This is a genomic window from Bradyrhizobium sp. SZCCT0153 (assembly GCF_018129995.1).
Taxonomy (GTDB): domain Bacteria; phylum Pseudomonadota; class Alphaproteobacteria; order Rhizobiales; family Xanthobacteraceae; genus Bradyrhizobium; species Bradyrhizobium japonicum_G.
In genome coordinates, this window is record NZ_JAFCKS010000006.1 from 60,679 (window position 1) to 76,330 (window position 15,652).

Annotated in this window: 12 protein-coding genes; 7 read left to right on the top strand and 5 right to left on the bottom strand. The window is 65.3% G+C overall.

Annotation, left to right across the window (positions count from 1 at the left end):
* The first annotated feature begins 114 nt into the window (after nucleotides 1-114).
* On the top strand, nucleotides 115-648 hold the full coding sequence (locus tag JQ572_RS24760) for a hypothetical protein (RefSeq protein WP_211385447.1): 534 nt from the start codon (nucleotides 115-117) through the stop codon (nucleotides 646-648).
* A gap of 69 nt (nucleotides 649-717) precedes the next feature.
* On the opposite strand, the gene JQ572_RS24765 is transcribed toward JQ572_RS24760, so the two are convergent.
* Nucleotides 718-1,506 carry a class I SAM-dependent methyltransferase gene (locus tag JQ572_RS24765; protein WP_211385448.1) on the bottom strand — a complete coding sequence of 263 codons (789 nt, stop codon included), beginning with the start codon at nucleotides 1,504-1,506 and terminating at the stop codon, nucleotides 718-720.
* Between the two features lie 444 nt (nucleotides 1,507-1,950).
* Here JQ572_RS24765 and JQ572_RS24770 point away from each other — a divergent pair, with 444 nt between their 5' ends.
* From JQ572_RS24770 to JQ572_RS24785, 4 genes are all read left to right on the top strand, one after another.
* Nucleotides 1,951-4,797 carry a beta strand repeat-containing protein gene (locus JQ572_RS24770; RefSeq protein WP_211385449.1) on the top strand — a complete coding sequence of 949 codons (2,847 nt, stop codon included), beginning with the start codon at nucleotides 1,951-1,953 and terminating at the stop codon, nucleotides 4,795-4,797.
* A gap of 235 nt (nucleotides 4,798-5,032) precedes the next feature.
* On the top strand, nucleotides 5,033-7,165 hold the full coding sequence (locus JQ572_RS24775) for a type I secretion system permease/ATPase (protein WP_211385450.1): 2,133 nt from the start codon (nucleotides 5,033-5,035) through the stop codon (nucleotides 7,163-7,165).
* Complete coding sequence (locus JQ572_RS24780) at nucleotides 7,152-8,603, top strand: HlyD family type I secretion periplasmic adaptor subunit (RefSeq protein WP_211385451.1); 1,452 nt, start codon at nucleotides 7,152-7,154, stop codon at nucleotides 8,601-8,603. Before JQ572_RS24775 ends, JQ572_RS24780 begins: the two co-directional genes overlap by 14 nt.
* Before the next feature lie 227 nt (nucleotides 8,604-8,830).
* Entirely contained in the window at nucleotides 8,831-9,796 is a 966-nt protein-coding gene (locus tag JQ572_RS24785) for a tripartite tricarboxylate transporter substrate-binding protein (protein WP_211385452.1), read from the top strand.
* Between the two features lie 146 nt (nucleotides 9,797-9,942).
* Here JQ572_RS24785 and JQ572_RS24790 read toward each other — a convergent pair whose 3' ends face one another.
* From JQ572_RS24790 to JQ572_RS24800, 3 genes are all read right to left on the bottom strand, one after another.
* Nucleotides 9,943-11,805: an ABC-F family ATP-binding cassette domain-containing protein gene (locus tag JQ572_RS24790; protein WP_211385453.1), complete on the bottom strand. Its 1,863-nt coding sequence runs from the start codon at nucleotides 11,803-11,805 to the stop codon at nucleotides 9,943-9,945.
* 55 nt (nucleotides 11,806-11,860) lie between these two features.
* Nucleotides 11,861-12,034 (bottom strand): hypothetical protein, encoded by a 174-nt coding sequence (locus tag JQ572_RS24795; RefSeq protein WP_211385454.1) that lies wholly within the window; start codon nucleotides 12,032-12,034, stop codon nucleotides 11,861-11,863.
* A 213-nt stretch (nucleotides 12,035-12,247) separates the two neighbouring features.
* Nucleotides 12,248-12,496 carry a sulfur globule protein precursor gene (locus JQ572_RS24800; RefSeq protein WP_211385455.1) on the bottom strand — a complete coding sequence of 83 codons (249 nt, stop codon included), beginning with the start codon at nucleotides 12,494-12,496 and terminating at the stop codon, nucleotides 12,248-12,250.
* Between the two features lie 313 nt (nucleotides 12,497-12,809).
* Here JQ572_RS24800 and ndk point away from each other — a divergent pair, with 313 nt between their 5' ends.
* Both ndk and JQ572_RS24810 read left to right on the top strand, forming a co-directional pair.
* Nucleotides 12,810-13,232, top strand: a complete 423-nt coding sequence (ndk, locus tag JQ572_RS24805; protein ID WP_027535388.1) for a nucleoside-diphosphate kinase — start codon at nucleotides 12,810-12,812, stop codon at nucleotides 13,230-13,232.
* A 41-nt stretch (nucleotides 13,233-13,273) separates the two neighbouring features.
* On the top strand, nucleotides 13,274-14,134 hold the full coding sequence (locus tag JQ572_RS24810) for a TerC family protein (protein ID WP_211385456.1): 861 nt from the start codon (nucleotides 13,274-13,276) through the stop codon (nucleotides 14,132-14,134).
* 3 nt (nucleotides 14,135-14,137) lie between these two features.
* Here JQ572_RS24810 and ppx read toward each other — a convergent pair whose 3' ends face one another.
* Entirely contained in the window at nucleotides 14,138-15,640 is a 1,503-nt protein-coding gene (ppx, locus tag JQ572_RS24815; protein WP_211385457.1) for an exopolyphosphatase, read from the bottom strand.
* Between the last annotated feature and the right edge of the window lie 12 nt (nucleotides 15,641-15,652).

A 15,652-nucleotide genomic window follows, 5' to 3' on the forward strand; every position in this document is an offset into this window, starting at 1 on the left:
TTAATGATAATTTGCACTTTTCGGGCGATGATGGTTTCGGTCACCTTCGTGCCGCAAAGTGATGTTGGGACAATCGCTTAAGGCTGGTCCTTCACGCGGGGAATTTGGTTTATCGTGCGACATCAAAAGCTTCCCAGCTCGCTCATAGTTGCGTTAGCCGCCATAGCACCGCTGGTCGCGGGCTGCTCTGGCGCGACCGATCTGCTGTCCAAGGACGCGCAATGGTTCAACACGCCGAGCCGCCTGTTCATCAAGAGCATCTCGATTGAATCGCCGCCGCTGACCCCCGACAAGCCGGTGACGGCCGAGGATCTGGTCAGTGCCGACGGCGCCTGTCCCGGCATGGCGCCGCCCCCCGGGCCGGCCGACGCCAACGCTTCGACCACGGCACCGGCGCCCATGGGCGGCACGGTCGCGCTCGGCCACACCGAATGCGACGTGGTGCGCGGCATCGGCGCGCCCTCGAACGTCAACCTCTCCGGCGATGCCGCCGGCCGCCGCGTCGCCGTGCTCACCTGGACCGCCGGTCCGCGCGCCGGCATTTACACCTTCACGTCCGGCCGCCTGTCCTCGATCGAGGGCACGCCGGAAGCGCCGGTGATGCCGAAGGCGACCAAGCCGAAGCCGAAGAAGAAGGCTGCGACGTAACACGGCCTTCTGCCCTGAAATTGGTTGCGGCTGTCAAATGCGATCAGCCGCGCATGCTCGTCCCGATCGTCAAGCGGCTTTGCATCCCTTGATCGCGGTGGCCGAGGCGTGAACCGTGATCTCCCCGTTCGCGCTCGCCGGCAATCTTGCCTGTAGCCGGCGTTTGAGTTCCGCGCTCTCCGTCTCCGACAGCCTTCCCAATACGCCGGCCGGGCTGCTGACGACCATCGACAGCCAGTAGTCGTCGAAATTCGCAAACGTTCGCTCGACAACCAGTTCGCGAGTTTCGACATCGCGGATGCCGAGCTTCGCCCAAAGCGCTTTCAGTGCCTCGAACCGCGATACATCCGCACTCGGTGGGCGTTGCGCAGGTTTGCCGAGAGCGTCCATCTCCTCCCACAAAGGCTGCGTAGGCGAGCCGCCCCGCGAGATGTCCCAGGTGTAGGATGCGACCATGCCGCCGGGCTTGGTGACGCGGACCATTTCCGATGCACCTTTCTGCGCGTCGGGGACGAAGAACAGCACCAGCGCCATCACCGCGGCGTCGAAGCGGTTGGCGTCGTAGGGAAGCGCCATCGCATCGCCAATCGAAAACTCGACCGGCTTTGCCGATAGCTTCTGGCGTGCGGTAGCAATCTGTGCGTCGGAGGGATCGATCGCGCAAACGGACGAAGGGGCGGACTTCGCAACAAGGAGCTCAGTGAACGCGCCGTTGCCGCAACCGATATCCACCCAGGCCAATCCGGTGCGTGACGCCAGCCAATCGAGGAACAGAGTGCCGGCCGATCGGCTCCAGGGCGACATGAAGCGTTCGTAAGCTGCACCGTCGGTGAATCTGATAGGTTCCGGTGACGACATGTGAGATCTCCCTCAAATATTCCTTGTCTGGATATCCATCGAACCGGAAATGCCGGTCGCTCAACTATTGAGCGGGATCGTTCGTTATCGCTGGCGCCAATTCCGTCGCCGAGCTTAGTACCAAATGCATCGAGCCCACAGGTGCAATTTTCGTTCGGCTCGGCGTGCGCGTCGTTAGCTGCCCCGCAGCCTCGTCAAGCTGCGCGCTTGTCTCGAGCCGCGGTTCTTCCACGCGTTTGAAAATCACGGGGTCGTTACGCGTGATCCGTGATCAGCGACTCGTGATGAGAGCGCCTCCGCATCCGCTGTCGAATACTGCCCCGAAGCAAAACTGGAGGAAATCTCCAGAATAATCACGCGCGTCTCAAGCAGCGGCTCAAGAATGTCATGTGTGCGGCTGCTACGCATCGAAGGGAGGGGCTAGATCGATCGAAGGATATTTGGATGTCTACTACCTCTGTCTTTTCCCCGGTTACGGGGCAGCTCACCATTTTCGGCGACAACGCGAATAACGGCCTCGTGATCAGCCGCGACGAGGCAGGCCGCATCCTGGTCAATAACGGACACGTGAAAACGATCGGTGGCGAACCGACCGTCGACAACACCACCGCGATCGACATTTTCGGTCAAGGCGGTGATGACACGATCACCGTCAACGAATGCCACGGACCGATGCCTGCGGTGCACATTTTCGGCGGTGACGGCAACGACAGGATCACGGGCGGCTCGGGTGCGGACCTGCTGTTCGGGCAGGCCGGTGACGACGTGATCAAGGGCGGCGGCGGCAACGATCTGCTGTTCGGCGGTGCGGATAACGACGTCCTGGATGGCGGCAGCGGCGACAACCAGCTGTTCGGCGAGGCGGGCGACGATCTCATGATCTGGAATCCGGGCGGCGGCACCAATCTGTTCGAGGGCGGCGACGGCAGCGACACCGCGCGGGTCAACGGCAGCAACGACGCCGAGACGTTCACGATCACGGCGAACGGCACGCGCGTGCGGCTCGACGGCATCGGCGCCGCGCCGTTTTCGCTCGACATCGGCACCACGGAAAATCTCGTGCTGCACGCCGGTGGCGGCGATGACGTCATCACCGCGGGCAACGGGCTCGGCAGCCTGATCTCGCTGACGCTCGACGGCGGCGCCGGCAACGACAGGATCATTGGCGGCGACGGTAACGACCTCGTCATCGGCGGCAGCGGCGACGACATCGTCAATGGCGGACGCGGCAACGACGTCGCCCAGCTCGGATCGGGCGACGACACCTTCATCTGGAATCCCGGTGACGGCAGCGACACGGTCGAGGGCGGCGCGGGCACCGACAAGCTTCTGTTCAACGGTGCCAACATCAACGAGACCATCAATATCTCGGCCAATGGCGGCCGGGTGCGCTTCACCCGCGACGTCGCCAACATCACGATGGACCTCAACAGCGTCGAGCAGATCGAATTCGATGCGCGCAGCGGCGCCGACAACATCGTTGTCGGCGATCTCACCGGGACCGGCGTCAAGCAGGTGCTGGTCGATCTCGGAGCCGTTCCCGGCGAGACGCAAGGCGACGGCGCGGCGGATATTGTGACCGTCAATGCTGCCGGCGGCAATCAGCACATCGAGGTCACGGCTGAGGGCACCACCGTGACGGTGACGGGTCTGCCGGAAGTCGTGACGATCGTAAATGCGGAGGCTGCCAACGACCGGCTGGTGATCCAGGCGCTCGGCGGCAACGACGTCATTGATGCATCCCTGCTCGCCGCGGCGATCGGGCTGACCATCGACGGCGGCGCGGGCAACGACACAATCATCGGGAGCCAGGGGGCTGACACCCTGATCGGCGACGACGGCAACGACAAGGTCGTCGGCGGCCGCGGCAACGACGTCGCTCTTCTCGGCGCGGGCGATGATCTCTTCACGTGGAATCCCGGCGACGGCAGTGACACCGTCGAGGGCGGCACGGGAATGGATACGCTGGTGTTCAACGGCTCCAATGTGGCCGAAAATATGTCGATCTCTGCGAACGGCGGTCGTGCACTTCTCACCCGCGACGTCGGCGCCATCACCATGGATCTCAATGGCATCGAGCGGGTGCAGATCGCCGCTGCCGGCGGGGCCGACAACATCTCCGTCAACGATCTCTCGGGGACCGGAGTCACGCAGGTCGCGATCGACCTCAGCGCCGGCCCCGGCAGCCAGAGCGGCGACGGTGCGGCCGACCGCGTGACGGTGAACGGCAGCGCCGGTGACGACAACATCGCGGTGACGACCGCCGGCGGATCGATCGTGGTCAACGGGCTTGCGGCGCAGGTGACCATCGCTCACGCCGACGCCGGTGACGTGCTGACCGTCAACGGCGGAGGCGGCAACGATGTCATCGATTCGTCCGCGATCAAGGCGGGACAGCTGTTCAGCCTCAACATCAATGGCGGCGACGGCAACGACACCATCACCGGCAGCGCCGGCAACGACATCGTGATCGGCGGACGCGGCAACGATTTCGCCAATCTCGGAGCCGGCGACGACACCTTCATCTGGAACCCCGGCGACGGCAGCGACACCGTCGAAGGCGGCAAGGGCACCGACACGCTGGCGTTCAACGGCGCCAATATCAACGAGACCATCAACATCTCGGCCAATGGCGGCCGGGTGCTGTTCACCCGCGACGTTGCCGCCATCGCGATGGACCTGAACGGCGTCGAGCATGTCGACTTCAACGCCCTCGGCGGTGCCGACAACATCACGGTCGGTGATCTCTCGGGCACCGGCGTGAACCAGGTCGACCTCGACCTCGGTGCCAATGACGGCGCCGCCGATACCGTGACCATCAACGCAACCGGCGGGAACGACGTCATCACGGTGACCGAGCACGACGGCATCATCACGGTGTCGGGGCTTGGCCAGGACATCAACATCAGCGATGCCGGTGCGGGCGACAGGATCGTCATCAACGGACTCGATGGCGATGACGTCATCACGGCTTCCGGCTTGCACGGCGGCATCCAGCTCGTCGCCAACGGCGGCAATGGCGACGATATCCTGATCGGCGGACCCGGCAACGACACACTGGCCGGTGGAGCAGGTGACGACGTGCTGATCGGCGGCGGCGGCCTCGATATCCTCGATGGCGGTACCGGCAACAACGTCGTCATCCAGGGCGCCGCCTTCGCCGCAGCGATGATGCTCAACCAGGCCATGGCAGGCAGCTTCGTTCCGGCAGGTGACGGCCACGGCGAGATGCCGCTGGCCGATCCGCACACGGCACAGACCCAGACGCTTGCTCCGCCGCAGCACGCCTGAGTTTGATGAAAGCTGCTGTTGCAACGACGGAGGTGCACTCCCTCTCCCGCTTGCGGGGGAGGGCTGGGGTGGGTGTGCCTCCGCAATCGAGAACCCCGAAGAGGAAGAAGCCCTCACCCCGCCGCCATAGCCGATGCGAAGCATCGGCGTCCAACAGAACGGTGGCCACGGGCCGCCTATGGCGACCTCTCCCGCAAGCGGGAGAGGTTGAACGAGCCCGGCCCGGAGAACGCCCATGACGACGAATACGGTCTCGACCGATACGGGTCTCGACGCGCTGCTCACCCTGCTGCATTTGCAGGGTGTTGCGGCCGATCGTGATCAGCTCAGGCACCGGCTGGGCGCGGCAAGATTCGGCGCAGCTGACATCGTCCGCTGCGCCAGGTCTCTCGGACTGAAGGCACGAACCTATCGAACGCAGTGGAGCCGTCTGTCGGGCAGCCCGCTGCCGGCGATCGCGATGCTGCGTGACGGCAGCTTCATGGTCATTGCAAAAGCCTCGGCCGACAAGGTGCTGGTGCAGTCGCCGCAGGCGCAGCGCCCGGTGCTGATGGAGCGCGACGAGCTGTGTGCGATCTGGGACGGCGGATTGATCCTGATGGCCCGGCGCGCCGGGCTCTCCAACCTCGGGCGGCAATTCGACATCACATGGTTCATCGCGGCGATCGGCAAGTACCGGCGGCTGTTCGGCGAGGTGCTGGCCGCCTCGTTCTTCCTCCAGCTGTTTGCATTGGTCTCGCCGCTGTTCTTCCAGGTCGTCATCGACAAGGTGCTGGTGCACCGCTCGCTGTCCACGCTCGACGTTCTCGTCATCGGCCTCGTCATCGTCTCGCTGTTCGACACCGTGCTGGGTATCCTGCGCAATTATCTGTTCGCGCACACGACCAACCGTATCGACGTGGAGCTGGGGGCGCGGCTGTTCCATCATCTGCTGGCGCTGCCGATGGCGTGGTTTCAGGCCCGGCGCGTCGGCGATTCCGTGGCGCGGGTTCGCGAGCTCGAGAACATCCGCAATTTCATCACCAGCTCGTCGCTGACGCTGCTCATCGACCTGGTCTTCACCTCGGTGTTCCTGGTCGTGATGTTCGCCTATTCGCCGCTGATGAGCTTCATCGTGCTGGCCTCGTTCCCGTTCTACATCGGGATCTCGGCGGTGGCGACGCCGCTGTTTCGGCGCAGGCTGGATGAGAAATTCCGCCGTGGCGCCGAGAACCAGGCGTTCCTGGTCGAGAGCGTTAGCGGCATCGAGACGCTGAAGGCGATGGCGGTCGAGCCGCAGATGCAGCGCCGCTGGGAAGAGCAGCTCGCCGGCTATGTCTCGGCGAGTTTTGGCGTCACCAGCCTCGGCAACACCGCAAGCCAGCTCGTGCTGTTCGTCAGCAAAATCGTCACCGCTGCCATTCTTTATGTCGGCGCGCGGCTCGTGATCGGCGATGCGCTGACCGTCGGCGAACTCGTGGCCTTCAACATTTTTGCAGGGCGCGTTTCGGCGCCGGTGCTGCGGCTGGCGCAGGTCTGGCAGGATTTTCATCAAGCGCGCCTGTCGATCGCGCGGCTTGGCGACATCCTCAACAGCGCGGCGGAGCCGGCTTACTCCGCGGGCCGCGCTGGGCTGCCGCCGCTTCGGGGCAACATCCGCTTCGAGCATGTCGCTTTTCGCTATCGGCTCGACGGGCCGGAGATCCTGCATGACGTCTCGTTCGATATTCCGGCGGGCCAAACCGTCGGCATCGTCGGCTCGTCGGGCTCGGGCAAGAGCACCTTCGCGAAACTGGTACAGCGGCTCTACGTGCCGCAATCCGGCCGCGTGCTGATCGACGGCATGGATCTCGTCATGACCGACCCGGCCTGGCTGCGCCGGCAGATCGGTGTCGTGCTGCAGGAGAACATGCTGTTCAATCGTTCGGTGCGCGACAACATTGCACTGGCCGATCCGACCCTGCCGATGGACCGCATCATGGATGCGGCCAAGCTCGCGGGCGCGCATGATTTCATTCTGGAGCTTCCCGAAGGCTATGACACCGTCGTTGGCGAGCGCGGCTCGACGCTCTCGGGCGGGCAGCGCCAGCGCATCGCGATCGCCCGCGCGCTGGTGACCAATCCCCGGATCCTGATCTTCGACGAGGCGACCAGCGCACTCGACTATGAGAGCGAGCGGATCATCCATGACAACATGAAGGAGATTGCGAGGGGCCGCACGGTCCTGATCATCGCGCATCGTCTCTCCACCGTCCGCGGCGCCGATCGCATCTTCACACTGGAGCGCGGCCGTCTGGTCGAGGACGGCACGCATGATGCGCTGATCAAGACCGGCGGCCGCTACGCCGCCCTGCATCGTCTTCAGGGAGGGATCTATGAAGTCGGCTAGCGCCGTCCCGGCCTCAAGGCCCGAGCACACCGTCGTTCCCTTCCGGAATGCGAAGAGCCGGCGCGCCGAGGAGGCCGCTTTTCTGCCTGCCGCGCTGGAGATCACGGAAACACCGCCGTCGCCGACCGGCCGCGCCATCGCAATGGCCCTGATGCTCCTTGTCTGCGCGGCGCTGGCGTGGTCGGCCTGGGGTACGATCGACATTGTCGCGTCCGCAGCCGGGAAGGTCGTGTCGAGCGGGCGAAGCAAGGTGGTCCAGCCGTTCGAGACCGGCGTGGTGCGCGCCATCCACGTCCAGGACGGGCAATCGGTCAAAGCCGGCGACCTGCTGATCGAGCTCGATCCGACCGTGAACGCCGCAGAGCGCGATCGTCTGCACGACGATCTCATGGCCGAACGGCTCAATGTCGCGCGGCTGCGTGCGGCCCTTGCAAGCGGCGAGGCGGCATCCGCCGATCTGGTCGTGCCCGCGGATGCCGATCCCTTGCTGGTCGCGACGCAGCGGCAGCTTCTCGCCAATCAGGTCAGCGAGCACAGGGCCAAGTTGGCTGCGCTCGCGCGCCAGGAAGCCCAGAAGGAGGCCGAATATCAGACCATTGCGGCGACGATCCACAAATTGGATGCGTTGCTGCCGGTGACCCAGCAACGCGTCGATATCCGCAAGACGCTGATGGAAAAGGAGATCGGCTCGAAGCTGACCTATTACGAGACGCTCCAGCTCCAGATCGAGCAGCAGGAGGAGCTTCGCGTTCAAGGCAGCCGCCTCAAGGAAGCCGAGTCAGCCGTCGCCGCGATCGCCGAGACCCGCAACCAGGCCGTGGCCGAGTACAGGAAGAGCCTGTCCGACGAGCTTGCCAAGAGCGAGCAGAAGGCAAATGGCGTCGCGCGCGACCTGATCAAGGCTCGCCAGAGGACAAGCCTGCAGCAACTGACGTCACCCGTCGATGGCGTCGTGCAGCAGCTCGCGGTCCACACCGTGGGAGGTGTGGTCACGCCGGCGCAGTCGCTGCTCGTGATCGTGCCGACAGATACGCGGCTCGAGATCGAGGCGATGATTTCCAACCGCGATATCGGATTTGTCGAGGCCGGGCAGGGCGCCGCCATCAAGATCGACACCTTCAACTTCACCCGTTACGGCCTTCTCGAAGGCCGGGTCCTGAGCGTCTCGCAGGACGCCATCATCCGCGATCGTCCGCCGGAGCGCGGCGACCGCGCGCTCGGGCAGCAGCACGACAGCAGCGAGCCCAACGGGCAGGAGTTGAGCTACAGCGCGCGCATCTCGCTCGATCGCAGCCAGATGCAGGTGGACGACCGCCTCGTCAGCCTGTCGCCGGGAATGGCGGTCACCGTCGAGATCAGGACCGGCTCGCGCACCATCATGAGCTACCTGTTGTCACCGCTGCAGCGCTACCGGCATGAGATCATGCGGGAACGCTGATTCCGACCTGCTGCCGCCGACCGACCTTCGGCGGGAACATTTGGATTTGGATCGGGCTCGTGTCATTCGGGTCCGCCCGCTGAGACAATATCGCCGAGCTGAGGGTCGATCAGGTTTCCCGGTAGCTACGCCATGCCGCGGGGCGACACGCCTGATGACGTCGTTTCGTGATGGTCGCGCGGCCATGAATGGGTACATATGGCGCGAGCAAAAATTTGGAGGAAAGTATGCGGTTCATTGCCCTCGTATCGGCTCTGCTCTTGCCGTTTGGCGCGGCGCTCGCCCAGGACTATCCGGTCAGGCCCGTCACGATGCTGGTGCCATTCGCCGCCGGCGGCCCCACGGACACCATTGCTCGCCTGACCGCGGCTGGCATGTCGAAATCGCTCGGCCAACAGATCGTCGTCGAGAACGCTCCCGGCGCCGGTGGCACCATCGCCACGACCCGCGCCTCGCGAGCCCAGCCCGACGGGTACACGCTGCTGATCCATCATGTCGGCCTGTCGACCGCCGCTACGCTGTACCGCAACCTCAGCTATGACACGAAGACGGCCTTTGCGCCGATCGGGCTTGTGACCAATGCGCCGATGACCATCATCGCGCGTCCGGATTTCCCGGCCGACACGCTGAAGGAATTGATCGCCTACGCCCAGCAGCAGGGCGACAAATTGACCTATGCCAATGCCGGGCTCGGAGCGGCGTCGCACCTCTGCGGCATGCTGTTCATGACGGCGATCCAGAAGCAGCTCACCGCGGTGCCCTACAAGGGCAATGGCCCCATCATGAACGATCTTCTCGGCAGGCAGATCGATCTCACCTGCGACCAGGCGACGAACACGACCGGCCCGATCCTGTCGAAGCAGGTCAAGGCCTATGCGATCACCACCAAGGAGCGGCTGAAGAGCCTGCCCGATCTGCCGACGGCCGACGAGGCCGGCCTCAACGGGTTCGAGCTCGGTGTCTGGCACGGCATCTATGCCCCCAAGGGCACGCCGCCGGTGGTCGTTCAGAAGCTGACGGCGGCGCTCCAGTCCGCACTCAAGGATCCCACGCTGATCGCTCGGTTCAACGACATCAACACGGAGCCTGCCCCGCAGGAGAAAGCGACGCCGGAGGCGCTCGCCGCCATGCTCGCGAGTGAAGTCGACCGCTGGGCGCCGATGATCAAGGCAGCCGGCCAGTTCGCGGATTGAACCACTCCGGCGCAATTTGCGCCGGCATCGCCGCCTGGGTGGCTCTAATCGCCACGGCTAAAGAACGTCCCATTCAATGGGTAATCGCCAGGTAATAAAATACCGGTACTTTGCATGGGGTTGTTTTTCACATTTTGATGGGGAGCCTAGCCCGCCGCCTCATCGAACTGCGTGCTCGCCTCGAGCCACTGCTCCTCCGCGCGCGCCAGCGCCTCTGATGCATTGGCGCGCGCCTTGGACAGTTGCGCGGCCTGCTTGGGGTCGCGGCTGAAGATGTCGGGCAGCGCCAGTGCCGTGTCGATCTTGGTGATGATCTCGGTGACCCGTGCAATCTCGCTCTCGGCTTCCGCGATGCGCTTCTTCAGCGAGCCGCGATTGTCCGACTTCGGACGCGGCGGCTTCTCGCTCACGGCGCTGCGCTCGCGCGGGGCGGGTTCGCCGTTGCGCGACGACAGCACCAGGCGGCGATATTCGTCGAGGTCGCCGTCGTAATTGGTCACGGTGCGGTCGGCGACGATCCAGAGCCGGTCGGCGCAGGCCTCGATCAGATAGCGGTCGTGCGAGACCATGATGACGGCGCCGGGGAATTCGTTGATGGCTTCGGCAAGCGCGGCGCGGCTGTCGATGTCGAGATGGTTGGTCGGTTCGTCCAGGATGATCATGTTGGGGCCGAAGAAGGTCGCAAGGCCCAGCAGCAGCCGCGCCTTCTCGCCGCCCGACAATTTTGCAACCTTGGTGTCGGCCGCCTTGCCGGAGAAACCGATCGCGCCGGCGCGTGCGCGCACCTTGGCTTCCGGCGCATCGCCCATCAGCTTGCGGACGTGGTCGTAGGTCGAGGCGTCCTCGTTCAGCTCGTCGAGCTGGTGCTGCGCGAAATAGGCGATCGACAGCTTGTCCGCGCGCGTCACCTTGCCCGAGAAGGGGGCAAGGCGCCCGGCGAGCAGTTTGACCAGCGTCGACTTGCCGTTGCCGTTGGCCCCGAGCAGCGCGATGCGGTCGTCATTGTCGATGCGCAAGGTGACCCGGCCGAGCACGGGGCTGGCCGGATCGTAGCCGACCGCGGCGTTGTCGACGGCGATGATCGGCGGCGACAGGATCTTCTCCGGCGCGGGAAAGCTGATCTCGCGCACGTCCGCGGTCACCAGTGCCGTGATCGGCTTCAGCCGCTCGAGCATCTTCACGCGCGACTGCGCCTGGCGCGCCTTCGAGGCCTTGGCCTTGAAGCGGTCGACGAAGGCCTGCAGGCGCGCGCGTTCGGCCTCCTGGCGCTTGACCGCCTTGGCATCGAGCAACTCGCGCGCGGCGCGCTGCTCCTCGAAGGAGGAGTAGGTGCCTTTGTAGAGTGTGAGCTTGCCGCGCTCCAGATGCAGGATCTGGTCGACCGAGCTTTCCAGCAGATCGCGGTCATGGCTGATCACGATCACCGTGCGCGGATAATGCGCGAGGTGGTCCTCCAGCCACAGCGTGCCTTCGAGGTCGAGATAGTTGGTGGGCTCGTCGAGCAGCAGCAGGTCAGGGGCGGCGAACAGCGTTGCGGCAAGCGCGACGCGCATGCGCCAGCCGCCGGAGAATTCAGCGCAGGGGCGAAGCTGATCGGCGGCGGAGAAGCCAAGGCCGGAGAGGATCGCAGCCGCGCGGCTTGGCGCCGAATGCGCGTCGATGTCGACGAGGCGGGTCTGGATCTCGGCGATCCGGTGCGGATCGGTGGCGCTCTCGGCTTCATGCAGCAGCGCGTCGCGTTCGAGGTCGGCCTTGAGCACGACGGAGATCAGGCTTTCGGGGCCGTTCGGGGCTTCCTGCGCAAGGCTGCCCACGCGCCAGCGCGGCGGCAGCGTCACAGTGCCGTGCTCGGCCGACAGTTCGCCGCGGATCACCTTGAACAGGGTCGACTTGCCGGTGCCGTTGCGCCCGACCATGCCGACCCGTGATCCGGGCGTGATCTGCACGGAACTCTGGTCAATCAGAAGGCGTCCGGCGAGGCGGATGGAAAGGTCGGTGATGGACAGCATGCGGCCTTGTCACCGCAGGCGGGCGCAAACGCAACCCGTTTTTCCGGATTTGCCGTCAGTGCGAATCGCTGTCGCGCTGCTTCAGCTCGTTGAGGAGTTGCTCGAGATGCGTCGGGAGCCTGGCTTCGGGACGCAGGCTCTGCTGAAGCCGTTCGCCAACGGCATCGCAGATCGAGCGGCTGGTGCGCAGGTCGATTTGTTCGCTGTCATCGGCAAGAAGGCCAGCCATGGCGGGGTTCCGTGTTCTCGAATGAGCGTCACGGTACCAAGTCCTTGACCCCCGAATGGTTTCGCCACTCGCGGAGATTGCCGGGCCTTCTAGTAAAAATTGTGGGAAGTCCTCGCATCTGCTCAAATACTAAGCCCCGGCGCAGGGGAACGCCGGGGCTTCGCTTGGAAGGTACCTTGGGGGGCGGGTACCCTTGGAAAGGTGCTGTCGGGCTCAGTAGCAGCGGTTGATCATCCGCCAGCGGGGTCCCCAGGGGGTCGGGACCAGCCGGCGCGTATAGCAGCCGCCATAACCGTAGGAGACGACGGGGCCGCGGGCATAAAAGCGCGGGCCGCCGTAGCCGTGGCCCCAGCCGCCGCCATGCCAGCCGCCGCCGTGCCAGTGCGCGGAGGCGGAGGTCGGCGCCAGCGCGGCACCCAGCGCGACCGCAGCGACGGCGGCAAGCGAAAGTTTCCTCAACATGGTGATCTCCTCAAGACTGCCGGCGCGGGGCTATCGCGTCGATGCAAAGGCCGCCGAAACGGTCCGCCTGATGATCAGGCTTCGGTTTCGATGGGGCCGACCTTACGCCTGCGAAGCTGAACCGAACCCTGACGGAGGTTTCAGATTGGGTTCATCGGGGTGAAATTGTTGTAATCCATATTGGAATCAGGGGCCGGTGCCTGCGGCGAAGCGCCTGTGAGGGTCGTTCCGGCGGTCGCTTGCCGTCCGGCGGCAGCGCCGATATAAGCCCCCGCAACTCCGAACCCTCCGCTTTCTCCTCAAGGACAAGATCATGGCCATCGAACGCACGTTCTCGATCATCAAGCCCGACGCCACCGCGCGTAACCTGACCGGTGCGGTTAACGCCGTGATCGAGAAGGCGGGCCTGCGCATCGTCGCGCAGAAGCGCATCCGCATGACCAAGGAGCAGGCCGAGACCTTCTATGCCGTCCACAAGGCGCGTCCGTTCTTCGGCGAACTCGTCGAGTTCATGACCTCGGGCCCCGTCGTCGTCCAGGTGCTGGAAGCCGAGGGCGCCATCGCCAAGTACCGCGACGCCATGGGCGCGACCGATCCGTCGAAGGCGGCCGACGGCACCATCCGCAAGCTCTACGCAAAGTCGATCGGCGAGAACTCCGCGCACGGTTCGGATGCGCCGGAGACCGCCGCGATCGAGATCGCGCAGTTCTTCTCGGGCAACGAGATCGTCGGCTGATCCAGCCGATGAGTTAAGCCGACGGGACGAAAGGACGTATTGTGAACTGGCTCTGGCAGATCTTCGATCCCGCTACGATCGGGGCCTTCTTCACCCAGTTCCGCAACGAGATGGCCGAACCGACCTTCTGGGTCGCGGTCGGCAAGATCATCTGGATCAACATCCTTCTGTCCGGCGACAATGCTCTGGTGATCGCGCTCGCCTGCCGTGGCCTCAAGCCGCGGCATCGTCTCTGGGGCATGATCCTGGGCGCCGGCGCGGCGGTGCTGCTGCGGATCATCTTCACCGGCATCGTTGCGAGCCTGATGGAGCTGCCGTACCTGAAGCTGGTCGGCGGTCTCGCGTTGATCGTGATTGCCGCGAAGCTGCTCGTCCCGGAAAACGAGGACGAGGACGGCGTCGAGTCGGCCTCGCATCTGTGGCAGGCCGTCCAGATCGTCGTCGTCGCTGACATCGTCATGAGCCTCGACAACGTCATTGCGGTGGCCGCCGCCGCCAATGGCAGCGTGCCCCTGCTGGTGCTCGGTCTTGCCATCAGCGTACCGCTGATCGTCGCCGGTGCGGCGCTGATCATGGCGTTGCTGGCAAAGCTGCCGGTTCTGGTGTGGGCCGGCGCGGCGCTGCTCGGCTGGATCGCGGGCGAGGTGATTGCGACCGATCCCGGCATTGCCCCGAGGCTGCACACGCTGTTCGACGGCCCGTTCGGCGCCTCGCTGGACAACATGCTCGGCGCCTTGCGCATCCCGGCGCAATTCGGCCATGGCGGCGGAGGCGGCGAATATCTCTGCGCTGCACTCGGCGTCGTCGTCGTGCTGGTCGTCGGCACCATCTGGCGGAGGCGCAGCCTCAGTGCGGCCGCGCTGGGATCCTCCGAGCGCCACGCCAAGGTTTCTGCCGAATAACTTCTAGCGTCTGACGATCGAGCCGGCGCGGTTGATCAGCCGCGCGAGAGCGCGGAAACGGCTGCCGACGCGGTCGGCGACGAGATCGCCGAGGCGGTGCTCGAACACCAGCATCAGCTTGCGGCCCTGGCTACGGAAATGCGTGGCGGGCAGGACGCCCGGACGCGCCGCCGAGATCAGATGCGCGACGCGAAAGGCCGCGCCGAGCAGGCGGGCGCGTTCGAGCTGGGCCGGCGTCAGCAGCTCCTGCATGTTGACCGGCGGCTGGTTCTCCTCGCTCAGGCCCGCATACCGATAAAACACGGACAGGCCGACGAAGGCGCGCTCGGTGTGGGTGATCGCGCCGAAATTGCCGTTGACGACGAGGCTGAGCGTCTGCTCGCCGCGGTGATCAGGATGCACGCGCCAGCCGATGTCGGAGAGCAGGCAGGCCGCGTGGCGCAACCGGCGGTCCTCCGCGGTTTCGCGCAGCTTCACCACGCGCGCGAGGCGATCGGTCCAGGCGATCAGCTCACGGGCGTGCCTGGCCGAACGCGACAGCAACTGGTTCAGCTCCTCGGCCGCGCAGATCAGCCCGTCCTTGTTGCGCTCGGACTCCGGCAGCTTCTCGTGCAAGAGGCCCTCGCGCACGCCGAAGGTCGAGAACACGATGGTCTTGGGCTTCGCCACGCGGATGATGTGCTCGAGCACCAGCGCGGCATAGGTGAGGAGAGGGCGGCGCGCATCGGCGACGATCTCGATGTCGGCAAGCGTGCCGGTGGCCACCAGACGGCGAAGGCGGCGCGAGAAGTCGAGCGCTTCGGCCGCGGAAATGGAGTAGCCGTGCATCACCTGGAGCGGATAGCCGCTCTGGATGATGTGGATGCGCGCGAGCGCGCGCCAGGTGCCGCCGACGGCGTAGAAGGTGCGGCCGCGGCCCGCCGCGAGCTGCGGCACCTCGTCGAGCTCCTCGCGGACGATGCGGTCGGCACGCTTGAGCGATTTGTGCGCGAGGTCTTGGAGCGCGAGCCCGCCGAGCGGCAGTGTCACGCCGCTGCGCGCGCTGTTCTTGCGCACGTCGATCAGCTCGAGCGAGCCGCCGCCGAGATCGCCGACGATGCCGTCGGGGTGATGGATGCCGGAGATCACGCCGAGCGCCGACAACCGCGCCTCGCGCGGCCCCGACAGGATCTCGATCTTCACGGCGCAGATGCGCTCGGCTTTCGCGATGAAGTCGGCGCCGTTGGAGGCATCGCGGCAGGCGGCAGTCGCGATCGCAAACACCCGTCCGACCTGCATCACCCGGCACAGCGCACGAAAGCGCTTCAGCGAGGTCAGCGCCTTGTCGACGGCGTCGGGCGCAAGCAGGCCGGTGCTCTGCACCTCGCGCCCGAGGCCGCACAGCGTCTTCTCGTTGAAGATCGGAATGAGGCTCCGCGTCAGTCCCTCGTAGACGACGAGACGGACCGAATTGGAACCGATATCGATGACAGCGACGCTCGAGCCGCGCTTGCGCGGCCGCTTCACGTCAGCGATCCC

Bases quoted from the DNA above. Each gene is read 5' to 3' on its own strand.
- JQ572_RS24765 (WP_211385448.1), bottom strand. From the start codon at position 1,506: ATGTCGTCACCGGAACCTATCAGATTCACCGACGGTGCAGCTTACGAA.
- JQ572_RS24770 (WP_211385449.1), top strand. From the start codon at position 1,951: ATGTCTACTACCTCTGTCTTTTCCCCGGTTACGGGGCAGCTCACCATT.
- JQ572_RS24775 (WP_211385450.1), top strand. From the start codon at position 5,033: ATGACGACGAATACGGTCTCGACCGATACGGGTCTCGACGCGCTGCTC.
- JQ572_RS24780 (WP_211385451.1), top strand. From the start codon at position 7,152: ATGAAGTCGGCTAGCGCCGTCCCGGCCTCAAGGCCCGAGCACACCGTC.
- JQ572_RS24785 (WP_211385452.1), top strand. From the start codon at position 8,831: ATGCGGTTCATTGCCCTCGTATCGGCTCTGCTCTTGCCGTTTGGCGCG.
- JQ572_RS24790 (WP_211385453.1), bottom strand. From the start codon at position 11,805: ATGCTGTCCATCACCGACCTTTCCATCCGCCTCGCCGGACGCCTTCTG.
- JQ572_RS24795 (WP_211385454.1), bottom strand. From the start codon at position 12,034: ATGGCTGGCCTTCTTGCCGATGACAGCGAACAAATCGACCTGCGCACC.
- JQ572_RS24800 (WP_211385455.1), bottom strand. From the start codon at position 12,496: ATGTTGAGGAAACTTTCGCTTGCCGCCGTCGCTGCGGTCGCGCTGGGT.
- ndk (WP_027535388.1), top strand. From the start codon at position 12,810: ATGGCCATCGAACGCACGTTCTCGATCATCAAGCCCGACGCCACCGCG.